Source organism: Bradyrhizobium sp. SZCCT0148, from assembly GCF_018129985.1.
Lineage (GTDB): Bacteria > Pseudomonadota > Alphaproteobacteria > Rhizobiales > Xanthobacteraceae > Bradyrhizobium > Bradyrhizobium japonicum_H.
In genome coordinates this window covers 362676-387920 of sequence record NZ_JAFCKT010000003.1, presented here as the reverse complement: position 1 = coordinate 387920, position 25245 = coordinate 362676, and the positions used below count along the sequence as shown (strand labels likewise).

Genomic DNA, 25245 nt, shown 5'->3' with positions numbered 1-25245 from the left:
ATCATGCCCGGCTCGTCCCGGGCATCCACGGCGCTCGCTTTGCCGCATACCGAAAACGTAGATGGCCGGGACAAGCCCGGCCATCACGCTGCAAGCACGAATTCCCTACTTCTTCTCGATCGGCGGCGCGATCTTCTCGGCCGGCGCCGGTGGCAATGCCGGCTTCGCCGCGCCCTGCGTCTGGGGATCGGGACGCGCAGGCTCTGGAGCCGGCGTGGTCGGCCGGTCGCCGCCGGGCTTGGCTTCGGCAGGCTTGTTCTGGTCGTCGGACGGCGTGCCCTGGAGCGGTTGCGTCGCCTGCGCCAGCTCCACGCGACCCTCCGCGCGGATTTGCGCGATCGACACCCCCGAAATCACGACGCCCGCCGCAAGCATCGAGCATGCGATCATGAAGTCGAGTTTCAGTCTGCGCTTGTCATTGCCGATCATGTCGATCACCGCCTTTGTCCGCGATACCAACGAAGTCGCCGGGCCGAGGTTCCGTAGCCGGTCGGGCGGGAACCCCACGTTCGCGCGCCAAAACGCCGCGCTTAGTCCGAAGTGCTGACCTCCCAGGTGGCGTGGCGTACGCCCGGCAGATGCTGGAGAGCGGTCGCAACCGCGTTCAGCTCGTTCGGATCGACTGCCGTCGCGACCAGCTTGGCCACGATCTCCAGATTGTCTTCGCCGATCTCGGCGACCTCGATGTCGGCCACCGGATATTTCGCCGCCTCCAGTTTTTCGACGAGACGATCACGCATGTCGGGGAGCGCGTCGGTGGCGACCGCGAGCTTGAAATAATAGGTCGCCTCGGAGGCCTTCTCGTTCAGCGGGATGCGGTTGATGGCGTTGACCAGCGGGCGAAGCATCGTGTTGCCGGCGATGACGAACACGGTCAGCGCTGCGGCCTGGGCGACCATGTCGGCCCCCGCGCAGGAGCCGACCGCGGCCGAGGCCCACAGCGTCGCCGCGGTGTTGAGCCCACGCACGTCCATGCCTTGCTTCATGATGACGCCAGCGCCGAGGAAACCGATGCCTGATACGACATAGGAGATCACCCGGACTGCACCATCGGAGCCGGTCAGATGCATGGCGAGATCGACGAAGGCGGCGGCACCGACCGCGACCAGCACGTTGGTGCGCAGGCCCGCGGTGCGCTGCCGGTACTGCCGCTCGGCGCCGATCAGCGTACCCAGCACGAAGGCCGTGGTGAGGCTGACCAGCGTGTCGGCAAAATCGGCGAGCTGGAACGTCGTCAGAAACCGCATGGTCCCCTATACGGTCAGAACGATGACAGATTAAAGCTCGAGAAGGCCGCCGTCCCCGTTTTCATCGGCAAAGGCCAGCAGCGTGCCCTTGGCGTTCCAGGCGAGCGCGGCGACCGGCGGGGTGCCGTTGCGGCGGACCAGGATTTCCGCACCATCCTCCAGCCGCACCATCAGCACGGTGCCGTCGCTGTAGCCGGCGGCGAAGATGTCGTTCTTCGGATGGCAGGCCACCACGGACACGCGCGCCTGCAGTGGCGCCAGCATGGCCGGCTCCTTGCCCATCGGGCCGTCCTTGCTGGCGAACGGCCAGATGATGACGGTGTCGGCACCCGAGGTCGCCAACCCCTTGCCGCCCGCGCTCCACGACATCGAACGGACGCGGCCGGGATAGCCGGTCATGCGCATGTGACGGTTGTCGGCAAGCCGCCAGCCGTGCAGCGCCGCCTCATGCATCGTGGTGACCAGGAATTTGTTGTCCGGACTGAAGGTGACGCCGAGATGCGACCCGGCCCAGGGCAGAAATTCGGCCGAGTCAGCCATGTTGGGAAACCACAGCGTCACGCCGTTGTAATGGGCGATCGCGAGCCGTAGGCCCTTTGGCGCGAACGCGAGGCCGCCGACGGTGGAGGGCACCTCGAGCGACTTCTCTTCGTTCTTGCCGCTCTTGACGAAAGCGAACTTCCCGGCCGACCAGGCATAGGCACCGTCGGGATGCAGCGCCACCGCGTCGATCCAGCGCCGCTTCGGGTCGGTCGCGAGCAAGGTCACCTCGCCCTTGGCGTCGAGCGATACGACCTTGCCGTCGTCGCCGCCCATCACGAGGCGGTTGCCGTCGCAGGCGGTGGAGAGAATGCCGCCACTGTGCACGGTGACCGTGCTGATCTCACCCTTGTCATCGACGAAGGCGACGTTCTCTTCGCCGCCGACGAAGGCGGCGCGATGCCCGAGGAAATGCGCCGAGGTCACGCTCATGCCGAGTGTAACTGGCTTGACGCGATCGGTGACGGAGACGATCGAGGCGGAATCGGGGGCCGGCGTAAACTCTTTCATCACGAGACGATGCAGCTCTCGAAACCCTCGCGGATGGACTTCTCCGGCAATTCGCGGCCGATGAAGACGAGACGACTCTCGCGCTTCTCGCCCTCCTTCCACTTCCGCTGGTGGTCGCCCTCCAGCATCATGTGGACGCCCTGGAAGACGTAGCGGTCGTCGTCGTCGTGGAAGGCAAGGATGCCCTTGGAGCGCAGGATCTTGCCACCCTCGACCTGCACCAGGTTCTGCAGCCAGGGCATGAACACGTTGGGATCGAGCGGCTTGTCGGTCTTGAGCGACAGCGACTGCATGTCCTCGTCGTGATAGTGCTTCAGGCCGTGGCCATGATCATGATGGTCGTGGCCGTGGTGGTGATGATCATGGTCGTGGTCATGATCATCGGCATTGAGAAAGTCCGGTTCGACCTCGAGGATGCGGTCGAGGTCGAATGCGCCGCGGTCCAGCACATCGGCCAGGGCCACCGAGCAGCGCTCGGTGCGGTGGAGTTTCGCATAGGGGTTGATGGCGCGGATGCGGGCCTCGACCTCAGCGAGTTCGCCCTTGCTGACGAGATCGGTCTTGTTCAGCACGATGACGTCGGCAAAGGCGATCTGGTTCTTGGCCTCGGGCGCGTCCTTGAGCCGGTCCGACAGCCATTTGGCGTCGGCCACCGTGACCACGGCGTCGAGCCGCGCATTCTTCTGCACGTCCTCGTCGACGAAGAAGGTCTGGGCGACCGGCGCCGGATCGGCAAGGCCGGTGGTCTCGACGATGATGGCGTCGAACTTGCCCTTGCGCTTCATCAGGCCGTCCATGATGCGGACGAGGTCGCCGCGCACGGTGCAGCAGATGCAGCCATTGTTCATCTCGAACACTTCCTCATCGGCGCCGATGATGAGGTCGTTGTCGATGCCGATCTCGCCGAATTCGTTGACGATGACGGCGTATTTCTTGCCGTGGTTTTCCGACAGGATGCGGTTGAGGAGCGTGGTCTTGCCGGCGCCGAGATAGCCGGTCAGGACGGTCACGGGAATTTTCTGGGACGCTTCAGACATAGCAACTCCGACATCGGGCTTTTTCGCGCGACGCGAGGCGGGGTGGCCCCTGCCTTAGTGGTCAAGCGCGCTGGTCAGGGCCTTTATATTGTGCCTGACCATATCAATGTAAGTGGGTGCAGGCCCCTTTTCGCCCGTCAAACCGTCCGAAATCAGGGTCCCGCCTACTTTTGAGCCGGTCTCCGCTGCGATCCGCCGGATCAGCCGGTCATCGCTGATATTTTCCAGGAACACGGCCGGGATTCTCTGGGCCTTGATCTGGCCGATGATGGCCGCGATGTCCCGGGCGCTCGGCTCGGATTCGGTGGAGACCCCTAGGGGAGCGATGAACCGGATACCGTATTCGGCGGAAAAATAGCCGAAGGCGTCATGGGTCGAGATCACCTTGCGCCGGTCCGCCGGGATCTTGGCCAAGGCCTCGCGGACCTCACGGTCGAGCGTTTCGAGCTTGTCCAGATAGGTTTTTGCCTGCGCCCGGAAGAACTCTGCATCATCCGGGGCGGCCACGGCCAGTGCATTGGCGATATCGGTCACGTAGACCCTGGCGTTGGGGACGGACTGCCAGGCATGGGGATCGGCGGCCGCGCCGAGCTTCAGCGGCGTGATGCCGGCGCTCGCGGTGACGACCGTTGCCTTGCTGCCGGAGGATTGCACGAGGCGCGGCAGCCAGCCTTCGAGACCGAGCCCGTTGACGACGACGAGCTTCGCATCGGCGATCCGCTTCGCATCGCTCGGCGCCGGCGTGTAGACGTGGACGTCGCTGTCGGGACCGACCAGCATCGTGACGTTGACCCGGTCGCCGCCGATGGTGCGGACGAAGTCGCCGAGGATCGAGAAGCTCGCGACGACATCGAGCCTCTCGGCGGCATGAAGCGGCGAGGCAATCAGCAGCAGCACGCACAACAGGAGACGGTGCATCGTCAGGCTTCCAGATGACGTCCGGGAAACATCTGGCGGACCAGGCCACCGACGCTGCCGAACAGAACCGAGACGATGTAAATCATGGTCGCCACCAGGATGATCGCGGGGCCCGAGGGCACGCGGGTCTGGAACGACAACACGAGGCCGGCATAGCCCGAGATCGCAGCCGCGACCACCGCGATGCAGATCATGGCGGTGAGATCGCGCGACCAGAACCGCGCGATTCCCGCCGGCAGGATCATCAGCCCGACCGCAAGCAGCGTGCCGAGCGCCTGGAAGCCGTTGACGAGGTTGACCACAACCAGTGCCAGGAAGGCGAGATGCGCGGGACCGCCGGCGCGGCTCACAGTCCGCAAGAACAAGGGATCGACACTCTCGATCACCAGCGGGCGGTAGATCACGGCGAGCACCAGCAGTGTCACGGTGGCGTTGAAGGCCACCACCAGCAGCGTCTGGTCGTCCATCGCGAGGATATTGCCGAACAAGACATGGAGCAGGTCGATATTGGTGCCCTTGATCGAAACGATGGTGACGCCGAGCGCCAGCGAGGCCAGATAGAAGGTCGCGAGCGAGGCGTCCTCCTTCAGCCCGGTCGAGCGCGCGACCACGCCGGCGAGGATGGCAACCGCAAAGCCGGCGATCAGGCCGCCCGCGGTCATCGCGAACAGGTTGAGGCCGGAGAGCAGGAAGCCGACAGCGGCGCCCGGCAGGATCGCATGCGCCATGGCATCGCCGACCAGGCTCATCCGCCGCAGCATCAGGAAGACGCCGATCGGCGCGCCGGCCAGCGCCAGCGCGATCACGGCGGCCAGCGCGCGCCGCATGAACTCGAATTCGGTGAACGGGCCGATCAGCGCGTCATAGAGCATCGCAGGTCACGCCGCCCGCGAGCTGATATCGTCGCCTGCGCAGGCTGCGGCGGTGTCGTCGAACGCCTCGCACATCCGCATCGCCACCAGCAGGTTTTCCGGCGTCAGCACCTCCGCGGTCGGCCCCCACGCGACGGGGCCGCGCGCCAGCACCAGCGTCTCGCTGAAATGGTTGCGCACCATCTCCATGTCGTGCAGCGCGGCCAGCACGGTGCGGCCCTCGCCGTGCCAGCGCTCGACCAGCGCGAGCAGGTCGGTCGTGGTCTTGCTGTCGATGGCGTTGAAGGGCTCGTCGAGCACGATGAGCGAGGCGTCCTGCAGCAGCACGCGCGCGAACAATACGCGCTGCATCTGGCCGCCCGAGAGCGTGCCGATCGGGCGGTTCTCGAAACCGTTGAGGCCAACGGCGCCGATCGCGCCCAGGATCTTCCCGCGCGCGGCCTTGCCGATGCCGCCGAACAGGCCGGTCCCGCGCCACAGCCCGGTGCCGACGAAGTCGAACACCGAGATCGGGAAGCTGCGGTCGATCTCCGCGCTCTGCGGCAGATAGGCAATATCGCGGGAGTCGAGGCCGCCGAGATGGATGCTGCCGTCGAGCGGACGGAGGATGCCGACGATGCCGCGCAGCAGGGTCGACTTGCCGGCGCCGTTCGGGCCGATCACGGCGACCAGGGCGCCCCGCGCGATCTCGCCGCTGAGATGGTGCACGGCCGGGTGCCGGTCATAGCCGAGCGTGACGTTGTGGAAATGCAGAGCCGCCATGGTCACCTCATCGCCAGGAAAACCACGCCCCAGAGCACGGCGCAGACAGCAAGCGCCGCGGCGAGGCGTCCGGCCATGGTCATGCGCAGGATCGACCAGGGCGCCGCCTGGGCGGGATGCGGGGAGGCAGCGTCATGGACATGGGCATGGCTGTGGTTGAGCCCATGCGCATGCCCGTGGCCGTGGCCGTCGGCATGGTCGTGGTGATGGGCGTGGGAGGTGCCGGGAACCATGCCAAGAACGTTATATTATAACATTACTCCTGTCCACGCCGGCTCACGGCTTGCCGATCACCATCGCGATGGCCGCCGCCACGAACGGAAATGGCAGCGACACCGCACAGCGGAACCAGACGAAACGGGCCGGCATGAACGGGATTTCCCACAAGATCACCCGCTGGAAAGCAAACAGGGCCCAGGCGACGACATAGGCGACCACCTGCGGCACCCCACCACCCGACTTCAGTGCGACCGTGCCGATCGAGAAGCCGATGACGGGTCCGCCGGGCGTTGCCGCGCCGGCGATCACGGCGGTTGCGATGCCGAGCCAGCCACTGTCCGGGCCGAGCCAGCCGGTGATCACCTCCTGCGGGATGATGGCGGCGATGTAGCCGGAGCCGATCACCCCCAATGCGATGCGCGGCACGATGTTGATGAAGTCCATCGAGCCTTCGCGCAGCGAGGCCTTGAACACCGGAGGGCCGCGGCGAAAGGCGATCAGGCCGACGCCGAACACCGAGCCCCACAACAGGATGTCGATGAAGAGCGCGGCGCTCACGTCTCGTCGCCCTTCGGCTCGGGCTGCGGATATAGCCGGACATAGACGAAGCGGCCGAGGGCGCCTGCGAGCACCGGCAGCGGCAGCGAGATCAGAATCCGCCACAGCGTGAAGTCGGTGCCCATGATCGGGATTTCCCAGGCGACCGCGCGGCCATAGCCGATCAGGGTCCAGCTCACGACCATGGCGATCGTCGCGCCGAAATCGGCGCCGACGGCAAGCAGCGCGCTGGCGACGGGATAGGCGGTGAATGGCCCGCCGGGCAGGATCGCACCGAAGGCGGTGCCGATCAGCAGCCCCGTCAGGCCGGATTTCGGCCCGAGCGAGCGCGACACCTTTTCGTGCGGCAGGATCTCCGAGATGAAGGCGCCGAGCAGGCAGCCGGCAAGCACGCGCGGCAGGATGCCCGAGAACAGCGAGAGGTCGTGGGTCAGAATGTCGAGAACGCCGTCGGTGCCGTCACGGCGCCAGACCAGCGCCGCACTCACCGCAACCAGCGCTGCGATGATGATCGTCGACCAGCCGATCGGCTTGCGGACCCGCCCCGGCCGCGGCTCGGACTCCGCGTCCTCTGCAGGCGCCGGGTTCTTCGGGGGAGGTTCTGACAATGGGCCCGAGTCGGATCGAGGGTGAGGCTATCCTGATTAAGGGCGGTGTTCCCCCGATGCAAACGGTACCATCACAGGCCGATGCGCGTACCGTGCAGGACTCGTTCAATCAATTCCGCACAGCAAAAGGGCGGCCGCGCATGCGACCGCCCTTTTGTCGTTCCGGGCGGCGAAGCCGGATCCGGAAATGCATGTATCTGCTCGGGCCGACACCCGATGGATTCCGGGGCCGCGCTTCGCGCGCCCCGCAACGACGCTTACGCCTTCTCGAGCAGGGACTCGACGTATTCCCAGTTCACGAGGTTCTCGACGAACGCCTTGAGATAGTCGGGGCGGCGATTGCGGTAGTCGATGTAGTAGGAGTGCTCCCAGACGTCGCAGCCGAGGATCGGGGTGGCGCCATGCACCAGCGGGTTCTCGCCGTTCGGGGTCTTGGAGATCTCGAGCTTGCCGTTCTTGACCTGGAGCCAGCACCAGCCGGAGCCGAACTGGCCGACGCCGGCCGCCTGGAAGTCGGTCTTGAACTTCTCGAAGCCGCCGAGGTCCTCGTTAATTTTCTTCTCGATCTTGCCCGGCAGCTTGGTGCCGCCGCCATTGGGCTTCATCCAGCTCCAGAAGTGGATGTGGTTGTAATGCTGACCGGCATTGTTGAACACCGCGGGGTTCTTGCCGAACGAGCCCTTGACGATCTCCTCAAGGGGCTTGCCTTCCCATTCGGTGCCCTTGAGCGCGTTGTTGCCGTTGGTGACGTAGGCCTGATGATGCTTGTCGTGGTGGAATTCCAGCGTCTCCTTCGACATGAACTGGCCGAGGGCGTCATAGGCGTAAGGGAGTGGGGGCAGCGTAAAGGTCATGGGATTTTGTCCGCGACTGATGGGGAACTGAATTAACGGGGACACTTATAGAAGGTTCCGGTGCCGTAAAATACCGCCAATTTGCGAAAAGGCCTGATGGGACGGCTTGGCCGGATTGCAAAAACTTCGCCGCACCAAGCGACGATCAACCCGGGCCGGTCGGCCGCCGCAAAATCTCATTGCCTTTGAACCGTTTATGACAGAACGAATGGACCGCGCAGCCGCGTTGCGAGAGACACAGTCATGAGCATCGAGATCGACATTTTGAACGGTGACGCTTCATGGCGGATCGCAGAGCCGCTCCATCAGGCGGTCTGGGGTCTAGACAAGATCGCTGGCAAGCCCTGGGCCCACGTCAAATGGGCCAATGCCGATCTGCGCGTGCTGATCGAGACGCCCGAGGACGGCCTCGTCTGCCATGTCGGCATCTATTTCCGCACCGTCACCTGGAATGGGCAGAAGGTCCATATCGGCGGCATCGGCGGGGTCTGCACCCGCGAAGACCGTCGCGGCCGCGGCTATGCCACCGTGGCGATCGACGCGGCGGTTCATACCATGCGCGCCAACGAGGCGGTCCGCTTCGCGCTGTTGTTCTGCGAACCGCATAATTTCTCGTTCTACCAGACCCGAAGCTGGCTGCCCTTCAACGGCGAGGTCTATTGCGAACAGCCGGAGGGGCGGGTCCGCTTCACCCACATGGCGCCGTACGTCTTCAACATCGTCCGCGCGCCGACGCTGGGCACCATCGACCTCTGCGGCCTGCCCTGGTGAGCCCTGCATGACAGGGGGTGGTGCGGGTATCGCGCGCCCCTTAATATGTTGGTCATCATCCAATATTCCGTCCGGTGACAGATGACGATCGACGCTCCCCTAGACGCCGTCCCGCCGCTTGCACCGGTCGCCTCCCCGATCGCCAGCCTGCTGAGCGCGCCAATCCTGCCGACGCTGCTGCGGCTCGCGATCCCCAACATGATCGCGATGGTCGGCAGCACGCTGGTTGCGATCGCCGAGACCTCCTACATCGGCCGGCTCGGCACCATTCCGCTGGCCGCGATCGCACTGGTGTTTCCGTTCGCGATGCTGACGCAGATGATGAGCGCGGGCGCGATGGGCGGCGGCGTTTCGTCCGCGATCAGCCGCGCGCTCGGCGGCGGGGATCGCGACCGCGCCGCAACGCTGGCGATGCATGCCGCCATCATCGGCCTCTGCGGCGGGCTGTTCTTCACGGTGATGATGCTCGTCTTCGGCCACTCGTTCTTCACCCTGCTCGGCGGGCGCAATCGTGTGCTCGAGGAGGCCAGCGGCTATTCGCAGGTGCTGTTCTCCGGCGCGGTCGCGATCTGGCTGGTCAACACGCTGGCCTCGGTGATCCGCGGCACCGGCGACATGCGCCTGCCCTCGATGACCTTGATTGGGGCGAGCGTCCTCCAGATCGCGCTCGGCGGCACGTTGGGGCTAGGCCTGTTCGGCGTGAAGCAATATGGCATGCCGGGCGTCGCGGCCGGCCAGTTGATCGCGTTCACCTGCGCCGCGATCTTCTTCCTCTGGTATCTTGCGTCCGGCCGCAGCCGGCTGCCGCTGAACTTTCGCGCCTTCCATTTCGAGCGCGCAATGTTCCTGGACATCCTCAAAGTCGGTGCGGTGGCCTGCCTGTCGCCGTTGCAGACCGTGCTCACCATCCTGATCTTCACCAAGATCCTGGCGACGTTCGGCACCGAGATGTTGGCCGGTTACGGTATCGGCTCGCGGTTGGAATTCCTGCTGATCCCGATCACCTTCGCCTTCGGCATCGCCTCGGTGCCGATGGTCGGCATGGCGATGGGCGCGGGACAAGTGAAGCGCGCAAGGCGCGTGGCCTGGACCGCCGCTGCGGCTTCCGGATTGACGGTCGGTCTGATCGGGCTCGCTGTCGCGCTCGCTCCATCGCTGTGGGTCGCACTGTTCACGCGGGATCCCGGCGTCACCGCCGCCGCGCACAGCTATTTCCACTGGGCCGGCCCGACCTTCGTATTCTTCGGCATCGGCGTGTCGCTCTACTTCTCCTCGCAAGGCGCCGCGCGCGTCGGCGGCCCCGTGCTCGCTTCCACCGCGCGGCTTCTGATCGTGGCCATCGGCGGCGTCGTCCTGATGACGGCGCAGGCGCCGGCCTGGACCTTGTTCGCGCTGGTCGGCGGCGCCATGGCGGTGTTCGGCCTGTCCACCGCGGCGTCGGTCGCCTTCGCGCGCTGGGACAAATGATCGCAGGTCGATATGCAGGCCAAGGACGCAGGAATGTGATTCCTGCCGGCGTTGCACTATCCCGCCGGGCTGCTATGGAGGCGCTCCATTTTTCGAGGCCCTCTCCCATGACGTCCAGATTCGCCGCTCTCATCGTCCTTCTCGCTGCGCTGACAGGCGCACCGGCCGCGCATGCGCAGAGCGCCGATGGGACATGGCTGACCCAGGCAGGCGATGCGCGCGTCAAGATCAGCAGATGTGGCGGCGGCATCTGCGGCGTCGTCGCCTGGCTGCGCGAGCCCTACGATACCGCGACCGGCCAGCCCGCCACCGACAGCAAGAATCCCAACCGTGAGCTCGCCCGGCGCCCGATGATCGGCTTGCCGCTGTTCAGCGGCATGCAGCCGTCCGGTCCGAACAAATGGTCCGGCCAGATCTACAATGCCGACGACGGCAGCACCTATGCCAGCAGCATCTCCGTAACCGGAGCGGATTCGCTGCGGGTCGAAGGCTGCGTCGGCGCGCTCTGCGGCGGCGAGACCTGGACGCGGGCCGGGCGCTAAGCGCCCTCGTGTCCCGCACGCGATGCAGCGCACAGCGCTGCTTCGCGGAGCCGGCACCAGAAAGCAGCTCAGTTCGAAATGGAAAGATGGGCCTCGGCTCAGCAGCACATCACTGCGTGCCGCGCGGCATCCGGGGCACGAGGAGCAGTTACACCGTCATCGCCTTCAGGGCTGTCGCGGCCGAGGCGTAGCCCCCGCGTGCACCGTCGATGAAATGGACATGATCGCTGCGCAGCGCCGACGGCGTGAAGCAGGTCATCATGGCGGCGTCCTGCTGATGGAGGCCGTAGCGCACGATGCCCTCGCGCGCGGCCGCCGCCAGACGGTCGCTCAGCGCGCGTTCGAGCTGCTGCGTGCAGTCGAGGATCATGCGCAGCCCATCGTCATATTTCCTGAAGTCTGAATTCTCGACCACCTGCCGCCTGTAGGCCTTCGGCACGAAGCCGCCCACGTTGAGATCGAAGCGCATGATGAGATAAACGAACAAGGTGTAGGCCAGCACGCTGGCACGGCGCGCGAAGAGCGGACCGCCGCGTTTGGTGCGGGCCTCGTAATCCAGCCCCTGCGGCGGCCATTTCAGCGGCGGTCCCTGTGACGGCACCGGGCGCGCACCGTCCGGGCTGCGATCGACGAGGTGGATGATGTCCTCAATCACCTTGCGGAAGGCATGCGGATCGGCGCCGCGCGCCGGCATCACCAGAACCGACAGGATCAGCCCACGCGAGGCCGGCATCACTTCGAAGCGGCAGGACAGACCGGAAAGGTCGGGCTGCGTGCCCGCCGGGGCTTCCGGCACGGCAAACTCGCCGCGTTTCATCGCGGCATCGGCGAAGGCGAGCCCGCCGCCCGAAAACATCGCATAGGACAAATTGGCCGACGGGCCGAAGCGCGCAACGCGCACGTCGAAGCCCTGCGCGCGGATGGCGCCGACCGGCACCAGCGCGACGCGCATCGTCAGATCGAGATCTTCCCGCACCCATATCGCGGTGGCCGCCAGCGCCTCCCGGGCAGATTCGAGATCGCCTGGCGCAACTGCGAAGCTGGCGCCGTCGCCGCCGAACACGAAGGGGAATTCGCGGCCCTCCAACGCGTTTGTCACCGCCGCAATCACGGCGGCGCCGGCCATGTTCACCGCCTTGTAGCGCTGCGCCGCGATCGCCTTGGTGGAATCGACGATGTCGGCAACGCCGACGCTCCAGTCATCCGGCAGCGGCGCATAGAGCGCAGGGTCCATCAGGCTGGTGAAGCCGCGGAAGACCGGAATGCCGCCATAGAAGGATTCGCCTGAGCTCATCGGGAATGCCGTATGGTTGGAATGTGAAACAAATACGTAGCGGGATCGATCCGGGTTCGCCGGCCCCGGCTCCTCCTTGCAATCATTGGCCGAAACGGGCCGGGACAACAAGATATGGCCGCGACAGGATGCGGCCGCGTTGCAATGCCGCAGCGTGTCATTGATCGGCATCAAGCAACCGGCCGGGAAGAGCGGCTATCGTCCCCAATTCCAAGGGTTGCATGGGGTGATCGAAGTGTCCGACTTCGACAGCAAGAACTCCGCCTCTCCGGTCCGCCGCCGCACGGGCATCGAGCCGATCAGCGCGGTGAAGATGCCCGAAAGATTGACGGCAGCCGTCGATGCCTGGGCTGAATCACATCAGCTGACCCGGTCGGATGCGATCTGCAAGCTGATCGAGCTGGGCCTGAAGACGGCGCCCCCGGCCCTCTCCTTGGTGCACCCGATCGCATCGGACGCGACCAGGATCGAAGAAATCGCCGTCCACGAGATCGAGGCGCTGCTCGATCCGGCATTGCCGGCCGACGAACGCGAGCGCCGCATCCGCCGCCTTACCGAAGGGCCGCCGGAATTTTCGCACGAGCGGATCGACTTGCCGAAAGACCCGAAGCACCGGACGTGAGATAGCTAATGCAGCCTCTCGTCCTGGCACTTTCGCAAGACTTCGACAGACGCATCGTGGCAGCCGACCAGGCGCACGAATTGCTGCGGATACATCTCGTGGCCGTGACCACCGGAATTCTGATGCGTCATCGGCGGGCAACGGACATCGTGCGGCTTGCCGCGCGGTTGCTCCGTCCGGTCCTGACATGAAGCGGTTACGTTGGGCATGGTCGTGCACTGCTCCCTGTCGATTAGGGCAGATCGATTGACGTAACCCAATCGATTGCGAGGCATCTTACGACCAAATCCGGCTGAATGTCATTGCGCCGGATCAATTCAATTATGGCTGCGGAGTTCCGCTCACGCCGTGTTTCCCGCATCGATGGTGAACACCGTCCCGGTGACGTTGCGACCGCCCTCTCCCAGGAGATAGTCCACCATGCGCGCGACGTCGTCCGTTTCGGGCAGGCGGCGCAGCGCGCTGCGGCCGGCGATGCGCTTGCGCGCCTCGTCGGACAGGTTATGCGTAAGCTCGGTGTCGATGAAGCCGGGCGCGATCGCGTTCACGGTGATGCCGAGCTTGCCGACCTCGCGCGCCAGCGAGCGGGTGAAGCCGGTGGCAGCCGCCTTGGTCGCGCCATAGACGGACAAGCCGTTGTAGCCGGTGGTCGCGATGATCGACGAGATGTTGATGATGCGGCCGACACCGTCGGCCATCATCTGCCGCGCGACGTATTTGGTGAGGATGATCGGCGACAGCACGTTGAGCTGCACCAGCGCCTCGATCTCGGAATTGTGCATGGTGGCAAGTAGGCCTTCGGTGCCGAGGCCGGCGTTGTTAACGAGGCCGTAGGTCGGGCCGAATTCATCGCGTACGCGTTTTGCAAACGCCGGAATGGCGTCGATCACGGCAAGATCGCAAGCACGGAAATGCAGGCGCCCGGCCGACTCGGCAATCGCCGCCTTGAGCTCGTCGCTCTCGCGCCGCGCCGCCGCGATCACGTTGTAGCCGGCGCCGACCAGGCGTCTGCCGATCGCAAGACCGATGCCGCGGCTGCCGCCGGTGACGAGGACATTATGCATCGGTGCGCGCCAGTTTTCCGGCCGGAGTGACGTCGAGGGCCTCGACGAAGCGGATCACCGCCGGCACCTTGTGAGACGCGAGCTGCGCGCGGCACCGCTCCAGGATCTGGTCGCGGATCTCCTTCGCGCGGGCGGGATCGGTGCCCTCGGTAAGGATCACGTCGGCGACGACGATGCCGCCGGTGATCGGGCTCTTGCGCGATTTGGCCCGCGACATCCGCACGTCGGCATGGCGGTTGATGACCGCTTCGATTTCTTCGGGGTGGACCTTCAGCCCACCGATATTGATGATGCCGCCGCGGCGGCCCACGAAATAGTAGCGCTCGCCGCGCAGCTCAACGATATCCCCGCTGTCGACAAATCCGTCGTCATCGGTGAGCGCGGAGGCATTGCGGCCGACATAGGCATGCGCGGTACGCGTCGAACGGATACGGAGCGAACCGTCGACCACTTTCATCTCGACGCCGTTGCGATTGCCGAGATAGTCCGCCGGAAAACCTTCCAGCCCATCATTGACGGCGAAACCGACACCGGCTTCGGTCGAGGCATAGGCATGACCGACGGAGGAATTGGGGAACGCAGCCTTCAACCCGTCCAGCACCGCCTGGTCGGCGATCTCGCCGGAGAGGCGAACGTAAGCCGGGGCGAATTGCGCGGCCGAACCGCTCATCAAGAGCTTGCGCCAGTGCGAGGGGGTGCCGGAGATGTGCGAGACGCCGCGCGCCTTCAGCCGCGCGACGTGGTCGCTGAGCGCTTCGTGCGGGTCCGACAGCACCATCGAGCCGCCGGAGAGGACCGCGCGGAGGAAGATCTGCAGGCCGCCATAGCGGCGGATATCGTAAAAGGTCGCCCAGACCGGCGCAGGTCCCCGTGCGGGGCCTTCGGCAACGATCGCACCGGTCAGCGCCTCCAGCGTGTGGCCGACGATCTTCGGCACGCCCGAGGTGCCCGAAGTGAGCATCAGCCATTCCGTCGCGCGTTCGGTGCTGGCCGGCGTAGTGGCTTCGAGCGGCAATTGCGCGGTGACGACGAGCGGGACACCTGTGCCGGCCCAGCGATCGGGCTCATCGGTCACGACGGCGTCGATTCCGGCATCGGCGATCAATGCCGCCAGATGCGCCGGGTTGAGATCGGGTGGGCACAGCAGCAGACGACGGGCGATGCCGTCGAGCTCTATCATGGCAAGGCCCGACCGCAGCTGATCGGACAATTTGAGCAGCACGGAGCGGCCGCACAGCTCGCGCAGGCGGCCGCCCAGGACCGTCTGCGACAGGATATCGGTCAGCGACACGCAGACGTTTGCGTCCGACAGCGTCCGGCCGGTCAGCTGCGCGCCGAGATGGTCGCGAAGCGCAAAGATCTCACGCGGGGACATTTTCGTAGGCCCGCACGAAATCGCCCACGGTGGCGGGAAACGCTGCGTCCTCGGAAATGGTGAAGGGGTCGACGCCGGTCTCATCCTCGAGACGCGCAACCAGAATGGCGAAGGCGAGCGAGTCGAAACCCGTCTCGTGCAGCGACAGATCGTCGGAGAGTGCGGGAAGCGTGACGTGCTGCTCTTTGGCGATCTGCTGGATCGCTTCAATGACCTTAGACCTTACCGACATGGCTGGCTCGCTTTGTTATCATTGGTGTTGCGGCGGCTCTTGCTGGCCGCCTCCCCATGGGCGCTTGTTTACCCGAGAGAAGTAAATGTCTTCTTGGACAATTCAGGTAAAATTGGACCTATCTGCGGATTTTGGCAGGTTCACAGCCTGATCGTGCCGTCCACGATCCGCCCATGAGCCTGCGTATCGAGCGCCACATAGGCTCCGGACTTCGGGTCTGCCATGAACAGCGGATCGGAGATCGCGGCGGGATCGAAGCCTTCCCGTGCGAGATCGCCCTTCTTCTGCTTGAACGTCTCGGTCGCATCGATCTCGCTGGAGATGCGAATGAAGACCGGGCGCGCATAGGCCGGCAGGCGCTGCGCCAGATGCGCGGGCAATGCCTCGATGTCGAAGCCCTCATTGACGACGATCGCGCTCATGCCGGCGCGGCCATCCGCGCCGGGAATGCTGACGCCGTAGGTGGTGGCGTCGACCACACCGGTAAAGTCGCGCATCGCGTCGTTCACCTCCGAGGTCGCGACGTTCTCGCCCTTCCAGCGGAAGGTGTCACCGATCCGATCGACGAAATGGAAGAAGCCCTTGTCGTCGATCCGCATCAGGTCGCCGGTACGGAACCAGGCATCGCCTTTGGCGAAGACGTCCCGTAAAATCTTCTTCTCGGTCTCGCCGGTGTCAGTGTAGCCCTCGAAGCGGCCGCCGCCTTCATCGGCGGTGCCGATGCGGCCGATGGCCTCACCAGCCTCACCACGGGCGCAGGCGAGGCAAAACCCCTCCTCGTTGCGCAGCGGCACGCCACTGTCGGGGTCGAGCTTGACGAGATTGGCGGGAAAGCGATGCGCCAGCAACGGCGGGATGCGGCCGATCGCGCCCGGCTGTCCCTCGACGTTGAACAGCGAGAAATTGCCTTCGGTGGCCGCATAGAATTCGAGGATACGCGGAATGGCAAAGCGTGCCTGAAAGTCTTCCCATATGTCGCCGCGCAGGCCGTTGCCGCAGACGAGGCGGAGGCGATGTCGGTTCTCGTATTCCGAGGGTGCCGCCTTGAGCAGGTAACGGCAGAGCTCACCGATATATTGAAACAGCGTGCAGTCGTGCCGCACGATGTCTGACCAGAAGTGTGAGGCCGAAAATTTCTCCGCGATCACCACCGAGCCGCCGGCGGCGAGCATGCTGCACGGCGCGACAATGCCGCCGACCGAGTGGAACAGTGGCAGGCAATCGTAGAGCCGGTCTTGCGGGCTTGCGCCGGTGAGACCGGCGAACCAGAAGCCCCAATTGAGAATGCGGCGGTGGCTGATGCTGGCGGCCTTCGGCAGGCCTGTCGTGCCCGAGGTGTAGATCAGCAGGGCACGGTCGTCGATGGTGACCTCACCGCGCTCCTCCGGCGACATGGGAGCGTCGTCCAGCGCCGCAAGCGCAACGTCGATGGCGCGCTCGCTGCGGGCATCGCCGTGGGTCCAGATCTTGGCCTGCGCCTTCAGATGCGGCCTTGCACTTTCCAGCATCTCCGTCAGTTCATGCGCAACGATGATATGCGAGGGCTTTGCGACGTCGAGGCAATGCGCGAGCGACTGTCCCACCAGCTTGGTGTTCAGCAGCGCGGCCACGCCGCCGATCCGGCTGATACCGAGCCATGCCGCGACATAATCGGTGCCGTTCGGCATGATCAAGGCGACCGTATCACCCTTGGCGACGCCGGCCGAGCGCGCCCAGCGCGCGTAGCGATTGATGCGCTTCGACAGGCCTTCGTAGTCGAGACTTGTGCCGTCCGTGATCAGCGCGACGCGGTCGGGCTGGCGCTGCGCCCAATCGTCGATGACGTCGGCGAACAGACGTCCCGGCAGCGTCTCGATCCGCGCGGTGAGCTCGATGGCCTTGAGCCAGATCTTTGAAGCCGAAGGCGCACGCGCGGCTTTCGGGCGCTCGATGATACCGGTCGTCATACCGTTCAGGCCTTCGGGCTATCTGCTTTCTTCCCAACTTAGCCCGCGCGCCCTGCCCAGGTGTTAAGAGACAAGGTAAAACCCGGTTAGTATGCGATTAACTCTAGCGATCCTTTACCACGCCAATGGGATCGGCGTGCGCGGCTGCACGATTCTTGCGATAGCAAGGCGAGAATGGGATGCAGACCATGATCACCAGACGACATTTCCTACAGACCGCCGCCTGTGCCACAGCCGCGCTGGCCGCGCCGCGCGCTTTTGCCCTCGGCAACCCCTCCTATCCCTCGCACAGCGTGAAATGGGTGGTGCCTTATGCGCCGGGCGGCGCCACCGACGTGCTGTCGCGGCTGCTTTGCCAGCGCCTGTCCGAGCGGCTCGGACAGACCTTCGTGGTCGAGAACAAGCCGGGTGCCGGCAGCAATATCGGGACACAGGCCGTGATCACCTCGGCACCCGACGGCTACACGCTGCTGCTGACCTCGACCGCGAATGCGATCAACGCCTCGTTCGATCCGGCGCTGCCGTATGATTTTGCCAAGAGCATTGCGCCGGTCGCCGGCGTCGCTCGAATTCCGCTGGTGCTGGTCGTCAACAACGACCTGCCGGTCAAGACGGTCGCCGACTTCATCGCCTACGCCAAGGCCAATCCCGGCAAGATATCGATCGCCTCCTCGGGCATGGGCACCTCGCTGCACCTCTCGGGCGAATTGTTCAAGTCGATGGCCAGCGTGCAGTTCACTCACGTCCCCTATCGCGGCTCGGCACCGGGCCTGACTGACGTGATGAGCGGCCAAATCCAGGGCATGTTCGACAACGTCACCTCGTCTTTCGAATTGGTGCGCGCCGGCAAGTTGCGCGCGCTCGGCATCACCACGCGCGAGCGCTCCGGGATCCTGCCCGACGTGCCTCCTATCGCCGACACGCTGCCCGGCTATGAGACGAGCTCGTTCTACGGCGTTGGCGCCCCGCACGACACGCCGCGCGAGATCGTCGACCTGCTGAATCGCGAGATCGACGCCGCGCTGTCCGATCCAGCCATCAAGGCCCGCATCGCCGAACTCGGCGCCGTCCCGCTGCACGGCACCGCCAATGAGTTCGGCGGCATGCTGACCGACGAGACCGGCCGCTGGCGCAAGGTGGTGGAGCTATCGGGGATCAGAAAAGAATAGCGTCCCCGTAGCGCAGACCACGCGCGATGCACAGCCTCGCGCTGCCTCAATCCGCCGTGAATTCGAGATTGAACCGGATCGGATTGATCGGCTTCGTGACGAATCCGACCGTCTTGCCGTTCAAGCCGGCGAACGGGCCGGATGCGAACTTGACGATTCCCTTGCCCAGGGATTCGACCCCAACCGGCTTGCCGTCTTTCATCACGGCCTGGGCAGAGCCTTCGGTCAGCTGTGTCACGAGGCGGCCGCCGGGAATGCGGTGCACGCCGCTCCCGATCACCATCGTCGCCTTGGGGCCCTCCCACTCGACGACATTCGACGCGGAATAGACCGCGCCCTTCAGCAATCCCTCGACGCCGACGCAGACATAGTCCTGTGCCACCAGATTGTGGTCGGGACGGTCGCCAATCGGCTCCTGGGTGAAGAAGCCGGCAAGGCTGCATTCGTAGCGCGCGATCACGTCCGCGCGGGCCGGCTGGAAAGCGATCATGACAAGGGTCGAGGCAATGAGCGCCGTAAGGGTGCACCTGTTCATGGAAATCTCCTCGCGTCATGCGCCCGATCTGAAGGGCCGGCATGATGCCGGACTCCTGACGTCGGGCTGCGCGCCGAGAGTGCCCGGGAAGGCAGCTGCACGCGTTGACCTGGCTCAACCTTCGTGGCTGACGGGAAGCTCGACGGCTAGCGGCCGCGCGTCTTGGGGGAAGGGTACGATGCCGGCGCGTGCACCGGATAATACGGGTTGAGATCGCAGATTGCGGAACGGCCGGAGGCGGTGGCGCGGCACTGCGGTATCGAGGAGAAGGAGCAGTCGTACCACTCCCCGCCTCCCCCATTCGCACCTGAGTAAACGTGCATGCAGACGGGGTATCGCGGATCGAAGGTCTGCGCCTGCGAGGACGCGGACGTGAGCAGCGTGCCGGCGATCATGATCAGGCCGAACGAGAAGCGCATGAACTGTGTTCCGATATCCTGCATCGCGGACGTCAATACTGTTTCTTGTGACGCCGGCGTGGCTGCTGCGGCGGCTGGTCGAAGCGGTAGTAGGGGTTGACGTCGCAACTGGCCGAGCGGCCCGACGCCGTCGCACGGCACTGCGGCAGCGAGGTAAAGGAGCAGTCGAAATAGTCGCCGCCGCCACCGCCAAAACCACCGGGCGTGTAGACGTGCATGCACACGGGGTAGCGCGGATCGTAGGTCTGGGCACTGGCATCTGCCGCGACGAACAGTGCAGCCATCGCGGTGAGAGTCAGAATCGGCAAACGCATGGACTTCATCCTCGAATCGACGGCCCGGCTGATGCCGACGACCTGCTATGGCATAACACGAGGCCGGCCGCGACCGTTCCTGGGACAGATGACGGCAAGGTGAGTGTCGGGACTGCGGCGCTAGGCGCCGAGCCCCTGCAACACCAGCCGGTTCAGCCTCGCCGCAAACGCGGCCGGATCCTCCGGCAGTTCACCGTCCAGGATCTGCGCCTGCTCGAGCAGGAGCAGGCTGAGATCGTCGACCGCCTTCGAGCCGGCTTGCGCCTTGGTGATCGCACCCACCATCGGGTGGCGCAGATTGATCTCGAGGATCGGCTTGGTCTTCATGCCGCGGTTCTGCTGCGACAGGATGCGCTCGAGTTCGCGGCTCGGGCCCTGGCTGTCGGCGACGAGGCAGGAGGCCGAGCTGGTGAGGCGCGTCGAGGCCTTGACGTCGCTGACGCGCTCGCCAAGCGCGGCCTTGATCACGGCGATGGTCGCCGCTTCGTCGGCCTCCGGCTCGTCCTTCTTTGCCTCGTCGGTGTTGTCGACGCGCGGAATCAGGTCGAGATTGAGATCGCCCTGGCTCAGCGACTTCAGCGGCTTGCCGTCGAACTCCGACGGCATCGACGTCCAGAACGCATCGACCGGATCGGACAGCAGCAGCACCTCGATGCCGCGCGCGGTCGCGGCCTCCAGCCGCGGATTGGATTTCAGCCGCTCGATGCTGTCGCCGACGAGATAATAGATCTCGGTCTGGTTCGGCTTGAAATCGGCGATGACCTGCTTCAGCGACCGCTTCTCGCCTGCCGTCGTTGTGAAGCGCGACAGTGCCAGCAGCTTTTCGCGGCGCTCGAAATCCTCATAGATGCCTTCCTTGAGCACCGCGCCGAAAGCGTCCCAGATCTTCGCAAAGTTCTCCGGGTCCTTGTCGGCGAGGCTTTCGAGCTCGGACACCACGCGGGTCGCCACGGCTTTGCGGATCTGCGCCAGTTGCGGATTGTTCTGCAACATCTCGCGGGAGATGTTGAGCGGGAGATCCTCGCTGTCGACGACGCCGCGGATGAAGCGCAGATATCCCGGGAGCAGGTCGGCATCGTCGGTGATGAAGACGCGGCGGACGTAGAGCTTCACTCGGCCCTTGCGGTTCGGCTCGAACAGGTCGAACGGCTTCGTCGAGGGCGCGAACAGCAACACGGCGTAGGAATAGCGGCCCTCGGCGCGGTAATGCAGTGTCATCGCGGGATCGTCGAAGGCGGTCGCGATCTGCTGATAGGCCTTCTTGTAGTCGTCCGCCGTCAGCTCGGATTTCGAGCGCTGCCACAGCGCGCTCGCCGAGTTGATCTGGCGCGGCTCGCCCTCTTCCGGCACCAGCTCGATCGGGAACAGGATGTTGTCGGAATAAGCCCCGATGATGCGCTCGATCTCGAAGCCCTCGAGATATTTCTTCGCATCGTCCTTCAGGTGCAGGACGATCTCGGTGCCGCGCGTCAAGCGCGCCGCCTCCCCGTCGCTCGCACGTGCGATCTCGAAGCCGGAGCCGCCGGAGGACGTCCAGGTCCAAACGTCGCTCTCGCCGGCGCGGCGGCTGACCACGACGATCTTCTCTGCAACCATGAAGGCGGAATAGAAGCCTACGCCGAACTGGCCGATCAGACCGAGGCCGTCCTTGGCCTCCTTCAGCTTGGACACGAACGCTTTCGTCCCGGAGCGGGCGATGGTGCCGAGATGGTCGATCAGCTCCTGCCGCTCCATGCCGATGCCGTTGTCGGCGATCGTGAGCGTTGCGGCCGTCTTGTTCGGAATGATGCGGATCTTGAGCGCGTCGCCCTCGCCGAGCAGGGAGGGATTTGCAATCGCTTCATAGCGCAGCTTGTCGCAGGCGTCCGAAGCGTTGGAGACGAGCTCGCGCAGGAAGATGTCCGTCTCCGAATAGACGGAGTGCACCATGAGGTGCAGGAGCTCGGAAACCTCGGCCTGGAAGGGCTGCGTATGCACAGCCGTATCTGACGTCGTCATGCGTTTACCCGGTCAAGAATGAGGAGGAACCCGGGATATAACGCGATCGGAGTTGGGATCAAGAGGACGTGAACGCTCGCCCTGTCCGCGGACGGGCGGATTGCCAATCGGGACGATGCGGATCAGGTCACGCAACGGCCGGGCTGGAGCAATTTGGCGACCTCGGTGAGGGAGCTGACCATCGGCTCGCAAGCGATCGTCGGCCTGTTTCGGCCCTGCTTCTGCAGCGTGAGCGGCTGCTTGGCGCTGCCGGTCTCGATGACTGCGGGAACCCGGAGAAGCACCGACGTTGCGGGAAGGTCGTTCAGCCGCATGGAAACCGTGCGGGTGGGAACTCCCTGCTTGATGTCGGCGAGCCGGTCGGACTTGCCGGAGCGGTTGATGTTGTGGCCGGGCTGATCGGCCTTGTCGGTCACCTTCTGCCAACGATCGGCCAAATCATGGCCGGAGGCCAACTGCGCAGCTCCGAGCGCGAATGTAATCGCGGCGGCACCGAAAAATGCTTTGTAAATCTGTGACATGGATGCCGGTCCCTCGCCCCATGGCGATCGCGGGAACAACGCATGCAGCGGACCACAAGTTCTCAGCCGTTAAGATCACTTAACCGTGTGCGAAAAATCGCGCTGGCTGGAAAAATTTCACATCCGCCTGGAACGACTCCGGCGCCCGCGAGTCGTCTCAACAGCCGGCTATTCCCCCCTGCCCCATAAGCCGGCGACGTAGGGCGCGACTGTGGTGATGCCAGTCGCGCCTTACTTTTGTCTGGGGTTCACTTCCCCGCCAGCCACTCCCGCCCTTCGCCGTAGAGTTTCTCGACCTCAGGACCGATCAGGCCCGGCATGTCGCGCTTGACCTTGTAGCCGATCAGCTCCTGCATGTAGGCGAGATGGCGATAGCCTTCAGGCAGCGCGGCGAGCGCTTTCGGGTCGAGGCGGAGCTGTGCTGCGGGATCGACCGGGTCGATCCGGTCCTTCTCGTAGATCGGCTGGCGGCGGACGATGCCCCACCGCCCAATACCTGATTGGTCCTGCCGCTTTTCCAGGAAATCGTAGAAGCGGCCGGTACAGACGACATCGCAAACCACGTCGTGCACTGGGGCGCGCTGCGAAATCGTCATCTTGGTCTGGGCGATGGCCCGCGCGCCTGCGAGATCGATGCTCGTGCCGCCGAGGAAATGCAGGATACGAACACCCTTGGCAAACCCCTCCTGGCTAACGCGCATGAAATCCCGCGCGGGCCCCTGAAACCAGGTGGCGGACATCCAGCCCTCGTCGTGCCAGACCGTCGCAAACCGCTCCCAATCACCGGCATCGCGCCAGACCGCCCAGTTCTCGACGAGATCGCGGATGGCGAGGCGGTCGAGCAACTGCTGGTCCATGGGCACATCCCTTCTCCGGCGAGGATCTGCAGGAGGTATGAGCGGCGAATCCGGCAGGCGTCAAGCACGGCGGGCGGTCACGAAAAATCCGGCGCGCCTTGCAGCACGCCGGATTGGATCGTTTCGCCAAACAGGCTGGCGCTATCAGGCCGCCGGTGCCTTCGGCGCGCGGTTGCGGGAATTGCGCTGGAAGAACAACGCCTGGCTCGCCACCGCCGAAACCATCGCGGGCTGGAACGGCTTCGAGATCAGGAACGCCGGCTCGGGGCGTTCGCCGGTGAGGAAGCGCTCGGGATACGCCGTGATGAACACCACGGGCACCTCGAAGGTGCGCAGCAGCTCGTTGACGGCATCCAGGCCCGACGAGCCGTCGGCGAGCTGGATGTCGGCCAGGATCAGGCCGGGCCGCTTGTTCTTGGCCAACGCCACCGCATCGGCATGGGTGCGGGCGACGCCGACGACATTGTGGCCGAGATTCTTCACCAAGCTCTCGAGGTCCATGGCGATGAAGGTCTCGTCCTCGATGATCAGCACGTCGGTGGCAATCTCGGCAGCCATCTCGCGTCCGGCCGCATCCGCAAGCCGCCGGGTCTCGGCGACGTCAGTGCCGAGGATATAGCCGACCTCCTCTTCCGAAAATCCTTCCAGCGAGAGCAGCAGGAATGCCTGCCGCGGCAGCGGCGTGATGTTCGACAGCCGCCGCTCCGGCGGCATCGGCAAGGTCGCTACCTCGGTATCGTCGTTGACGGAGACCGAATTCCAGATCTGGGTGAACAGCCGGAAGAGGCCGGCGCGCGGGCCGTGGCTCTCGTCGAGCACCGCCGGATCCCCCAACATGGCTTCCAACATGGCTGCGACATAAGCGTCACCGGAGGTCTGGCTGCCCGTCAGGGCGCGTGCGTACCGGCGCAACAACGGCAAGTGTTCAGCAACAAGCTGTGAACGGGACATCCCCACTCCATTATTCATATTCGGACCTACCTTGACGTCCAGGCATCGGAGGGGGGCCCGGGTTCCCCTGCTGGGCTGTTTACGCCTCAGGCCAAGAAAAGTTCCGCTTCAGCGGGAACTATTTATCGAACCTGGAATTGAGCCTATCCAGGGAACGGCTCCCGGTTGAGAAAACTTCTCGATTTTACAGTCACTTAACTCGGGGAAACGTGGAACAGGTCATGAAAGATCTCAAGTCTCAAGCCAGCAGAAGCACGACCCCCGGCAAGGGAGGCCTCACTCCGGAGATACAATCCCGGATAGGGCATCAGTTGCGCGCTATGTACGACGATGTCGTACGACAGGGGGTTCCGGACCGGTTCGCCGAACTGATCAAGAAGCTTGATGCGCCAGGGGCCACCCCCCAACTGGGCGAAGAGGGCGGATCCAACGACAACACCAATGGGAGGGATTAATGCCTCTCACGGATTCCCTGCGTAACGACATCCTCGCGAGCGTACCGAGCCTGCGCGCGTTCGCCATTTCGCTCAGCGGTAATGCGGACCGCGCCGATGACTTGGTCCAGGAGACGCTTCTGCGCGCCCTCGCCAACATCGACTCGTTCCAGCCCGGCTCCAATCTGCCGGCGTGGCTTTTCACGATCCTGCGCAACCTGTTCCGCTCCGATTATCGCAAGCGGCGGCGCGAGGTCGAGGATGCCGAAGGCAACTACGCCAAGACGCTGAAGACACAGCCATCGCAGAACGCGCATCTCGAATTCGAGGAGTTCCGCACGGCGCTCGAGAAACTTCCGCAGGACCAGCGTGAAGCGCTGATCCTGGTCGGGGCCTCCGGCTTCTCCTACGAAGATGCGGCCTCGATCTGCGGCTGTGCGGTCGGAACGATCAAGAGCCGCGTCAACCGCGCGCGCTCGAAGCTCGCCGCCCTGCTCTATGTCGACGGCGCCGAGGACTTCGGGCCCGACGAGACCATTCGCGCCGTGATCGGTGGCAGCGGCGGCTAGCGGCCGGCCTCAATCGATCCGACTCCGATGTAAAGGCGGC

The 25245-nt window shown here is 64.8% G+C and carries 31 protein-coding genes; 7 read left to right on the top strand and 24 right to left on the bottom strand.

The window, feature by feature from the left end; genetic code table 11:
• Nucleotides 1-105: 105 nt before the first annotated feature.
• From JQ580_RS13650 to JQ580_RS13600, 11 genes are all read right to left on the bottom strand, one after another.
• A complete protein-coding gene (locus JQ580_RS13650) occupies nucleotides 106-429 on the bottom strand; it encodes a hypothetical protein (protein ID WP_212280810.1) in 324 nt (107 codons plus the stop codon).
• Between the two features lie 101 nt (nucleotides 430-530).
• The gene (locus tag JQ580_RS13645; protein ID WP_212280546.1) at nucleotides 531-1247 is read right to left on the bottom strand and encodes an MgtC/SapB family protein; all 717 of its coding nucleotides are present in this window, start codon (nucleotides 1245-1247) and stop codon (nucleotides 531-533) included.
• Nucleotides 1248-1277: 30 nt separating this feature from the next.
• Nucleotides 1278-2297, bottom strand: a complete 1020-nt coding sequence (locus JQ580_RS13640; protein WP_212280545.1) for a WD40 repeat domain-containing protein — start codon at nucleotides 2295-2297, stop codon at nucleotides 1278-1280.
• Nucleotides 2297-3334, bottom strand: a complete 1038-nt coding sequence (locus JQ580_RS13635; RefSeq protein WP_212280544.1) for a CobW family GTP-binding protein — start codon at nucleotides 3332-3334, stop codon at nucleotides 2297-2299. Before JQ580_RS13635 ends, JQ580_RS13640 begins: the two co-directional genes overlap by 1 nt.
• Before the next feature lie 54 nt (nucleotides 3335-3388).
• Nucleotides 3389-4252, bottom strand: coding sequence for a metal ABC transporter substrate-binding protein (locus tag JQ580_RS13630; RefSeq protein ID WP_212280543.1), 864 nt, complete (start codon nucleotides 4250-4252; stop codon nucleotides 3389-3391).
• A gap of 2 nt (nucleotides 4253-4254) precedes the next feature.
• Nucleotides 4255-5124: a metal ABC transporter permease gene (locus JQ580_RS13625; protein ID WP_212280542.1), complete on the bottom strand. Its 870-nt coding sequence runs from the start codon at nucleotides 5122-5124 to the stop codon at nucleotides 4255-4257.
• Between the two features lie 6 nt (nucleotides 5125-5130).
• Entirely contained in the window at nucleotides 5131-5886 is a 756-nt protein-coding gene (locus JQ580_RS13620) for a metal ABC transporter ATP-binding protein (RefSeq protein WP_212280541.1), read from the bottom strand.
• Nucleotides 5887-5888: 2 nt separating this feature from the next.
• Entirely contained in the window at nucleotides 5889-6119 is a 231-nt protein-coding gene (locus tag JQ580_RS13615) for a hypothetical protein (RefSeq protein WP_212280540.1), read from the bottom strand.
• A 43-nt stretch (nucleotides 6120-6162) separates the two neighbouring features.
• The gene (locus tag JQ580_RS13610; RefSeq protein ID WP_212280539.1) at nucleotides 6163-6663 is read right to left on the bottom strand and encodes a hypothetical protein; all 501 of its coding nucleotides are present in this window, start codon (nucleotides 6661-6663) and stop codon (nucleotides 6163-6165) included.
• Nucleotides 6660-7271 carry a permease gene (locus JQ580_RS13605; protein ID WP_212280538.1) on the bottom strand — a complete coding sequence of 204 codons (612 nt, stop codon included), beginning with the start codon at nucleotides 7269-7271 and terminating at the stop codon, nucleotides 6660-6662. Before JQ580_RS13605 ends, JQ580_RS13610 begins: the two co-directional genes overlap by 4 nt.
• Before the next feature lie 257 nt (nucleotides 7272-7528).
• Complete coding sequence (locus tag JQ580_RS13600; protein ID WP_212280537.1) at nucleotides 7529-8125, bottom strand: superoxide dismutase; 597 nt, start codon at nucleotides 8123-8125, stop codon at nucleotides 7529-7531.
• Nucleotides 8126-8368: 243 nt separating this feature from the next.
• On the opposite strand from JQ580_RS13600, the gene JQ580_RS13595 reads away from it, so the two are divergent.
• From JQ580_RS13595 to JQ580_RS13585, 3 genes are all read left to right on the top strand, one after another.
• On the top strand, nucleotides 8369-8896 hold the full coding sequence (locus JQ580_RS13595; protein WP_212280536.1) for a GNAT family N-acetyltransferase: 528 nt from the start codon (nucleotides 8369-8371) through the stop codon (nucleotides 8894-8896).
• Nucleotides 8897-8977: 81 nt separating this feature from the next.
• The gene (locus JQ580_RS13590) at nucleotides 8978-10363 is read left to right on the top strand and encodes an MATE family efflux transporter (protein WP_212280535.1); all 1386 of its coding nucleotides are present in this window, start codon (nucleotides 8978-8980) and stop codon (nucleotides 10361-10363) included.
• Between the two features lie 107 nt (nucleotides 10364-10470).
• Nucleotides 10471-10905 carry a DUF2147 domain-containing protein gene (locus JQ580_RS13585; RefSeq protein ID WP_212280534.1) on the top strand — a complete coding sequence of 145 codons (435 nt, stop codon included), beginning with the start codon at nucleotides 10471-10473 and terminating at the stop codon, nucleotides 10903-10905.
• Nucleotides 10906-11053: 148 nt separating this feature from the next.
• Here JQ580_RS13585 and JQ580_RS13580 read toward each other — a convergent pair whose 3' ends face one another.
• Nucleotides 11054-12199 carry a DUF3095 domain-containing protein gene (locus JQ580_RS13580; protein WP_212280533.1) on the bottom strand — a complete coding sequence of 382 codons (1146 nt, stop codon included), beginning with the start codon at nucleotides 12197-12199 and terminating at the stop codon, nucleotides 11054-11056.
• A 226-nt stretch (nucleotides 12200-12425) separates the two neighbouring features.
• On the opposite strand from JQ580_RS13580, the gene JQ580_RS13575 reads away from it, so the two are divergent.
• Nucleotides 12426-12821 (top strand): hypothetical protein, encoded by a 396-nt coding sequence (locus JQ580_RS13575; protein ID WP_212280809.1) that lies wholly within the window; start codon nucleotides 12426-12428, stop codon nucleotides 12819-12821.
• 5 nt (nucleotides 12822-12826) lie between these two features.
• On the opposite strand, the gene JQ580_RS33810 is transcribed toward JQ580_RS13575, so the two are convergent.
• From JQ580_RS33810 to JQ580_RS13555, 5 genes are all read right to left on the bottom strand, one after another.
• On the bottom strand, nucleotides 12827-13030 hold the full coding sequence (locus JQ580_RS33810) for a hypothetical protein (RefSeq protein WP_249134146.1): 204 nt from the start codon (nucleotides 13028-13030) through the stop codon (nucleotides 12827-12829).
• A gap of 132 nt (nucleotides 13031-13162) precedes the next feature.
• The gene (locus JQ580_RS13570; RefSeq protein ID WP_212280532.1) at nucleotides 13163-13885 is read right to left on the bottom strand and encodes an SDR family NAD(P)-dependent oxidoreductase; all 723 of its coding nucleotides are present in this window, start codon (nucleotides 13883-13885) and stop codon (nucleotides 13163-13165) included.
• Entirely contained in the window at nucleotides 13878-15260 is a 1383-nt protein-coding gene (locus JQ580_RS13565) for a class I adenylate-forming enzyme family protein (RefSeq protein WP_212280531.1), read from the bottom strand. Before JQ580_RS13565 ends, JQ580_RS13570 begins: the two co-directional genes overlap by 8 nt.
• Nucleotides 15247-15492: an acyl carrier protein gene (locus tag JQ580_RS13560; RefSeq protein WP_015688794.1), complete on the bottom strand. Its 246-nt coding sequence runs from the start codon at nucleotides 15490-15492 to the stop codon at nucleotides 15247-15249. The genes JQ580_RS13565 and JQ580_RS13560 overlap by 14 nt, the downstream gene beginning before the upstream one ends.
• Nucleotides 15493-15632: 140 nt before the next feature.
• Nucleotides 15633-17447 carry a long-chain-acyl-CoA synthetase gene (locus JQ580_RS13555; protein ID WP_212280808.1) on the bottom strand — a complete coding sequence of 605 codons (1815 nt, stop codon included), beginning with the start codon at nucleotides 17445-17447 and terminating at the stop codon, nucleotides 15633-15635.
• 179 nt (nucleotides 17448-17626) lie between these two features.
• On the opposite strand from JQ580_RS13555, the gene JQ580_RS13550 reads away from it, so the two are divergent.
• On the top strand, nucleotides 17627-18607 hold the full coding sequence (locus tag JQ580_RS13550) for a Bug family tripartite tricarboxylate transporter substrate binding protein (RefSeq protein WP_212280530.1): 981 nt from the start codon (nucleotides 17627-17629) through the stop codon (nucleotides 18605-18607).
• 46 nt (nucleotides 18608-18653) lie between these two features.
• Here the strand turns inward: JQ580_RS13550 and JQ580_RS13545 are convergent, their stop codons facing one another.
• From JQ580_RS13545 to JQ580_RS13515, 7 genes are all read right to left on the bottom strand, one after another.
• Nucleotides 18654-19142, bottom strand: a complete 489-nt coding sequence (locus JQ580_RS13545) for a hypothetical protein (RefSeq protein WP_212280529.1) — start codon at nucleotides 19140-19142, stop codon at nucleotides 18654-18656.
• A 146-nt stretch (nucleotides 19143-19288) separates the two neighbouring features.
• Nucleotides 19289-19561 (bottom strand): DUF3551 domain-containing protein, encoded by a 273-nt coding sequence (locus tag JQ580_RS13540; protein ID WP_212280807.1) that lies wholly within the window; start codon nucleotides 19559-19561, stop codon nucleotides 19289-19291.
• Nucleotides 19562-19593: 32 nt separating this feature from the next.
• Nucleotides 19594-19875: a DUF3551 domain-containing protein gene (locus JQ580_RS13535; protein ID WP_212280528.1), complete on the bottom strand. Its 282-nt coding sequence runs from the start codon at nucleotides 19873-19875 to the stop codon at nucleotides 19594-19596.
• 120 nt (nucleotides 19876-19995) lie between these two features.
• Nucleotides 19996-21873, bottom strand: a complete 1878-nt coding sequence (gene htpG, locus JQ580_RS13530; RefSeq protein ID WP_212280527.1) for a molecular chaperone HtpG — start codon at nucleotides 21871-21873, stop codon at nucleotides 19996-19998.
• Between the two features lie 122 nt (nucleotides 21874-21995).
• Nucleotides 21996-22394: a hypothetical protein gene (locus JQ580_RS13525; RefSeq protein ID WP_212280526.1), complete on the bottom strand. Its 399-nt coding sequence runs from the start codon at nucleotides 22392-22394 to the stop codon at nucleotides 21996-21998.
• A 248-nt stretch (nucleotides 22395-22642) separates the two neighbouring features.
• Nucleotides 22643-23251: a nuclear transport factor 2 family protein gene (locus tag JQ580_RS13520; RefSeq protein WP_212280525.1), complete on the bottom strand. Its 609-nt coding sequence runs from the start codon at nucleotides 23249-23251 to the stop codon at nucleotides 22643-22645.
• A 144-nt stretch (nucleotides 23252-23395) separates the two neighbouring features.
• Nucleotides 23396-24202: a response regulator gene (locus JQ580_RS13515; RefSeq protein ID WP_212280524.1), complete on the bottom strand. Its 807-nt coding sequence runs from the start codon at nucleotides 24200-24202 to the stop codon at nucleotides 23396-23398.
• Nucleotides 24203-24423: 221 nt separating this feature from the next.
• Between JQ580_RS13515 and JQ580_RS13510 the strand changes: the two genes are divergently transcribed.
• Both JQ580_RS13510 and JQ580_RS13505 read left to right on the top strand, forming a co-directional pair.
• A complete protein-coding gene (locus tag JQ580_RS13510; protein ID WP_212280523.1) occupies nucleotides 24424-24657 on the top strand; it encodes a NepR family anti-sigma factor in 234 nt (77 codons plus the stop codon).
• A complete protein-coding gene (locus JQ580_RS13505) occupies nucleotides 24657-25205 on the top strand; it encodes a sigma-70 family RNA polymerase sigma factor (RefSeq protein ID WP_094895961.1) in 549 nt (182 codons plus the stop codon). Before JQ580_RS13510 ends, JQ580_RS13505 begins: the two co-directional genes overlap by 1 nt.
• The last annotated feature ends 40 nt before the right edge of the window (nucleotides 25206-25245 follow it).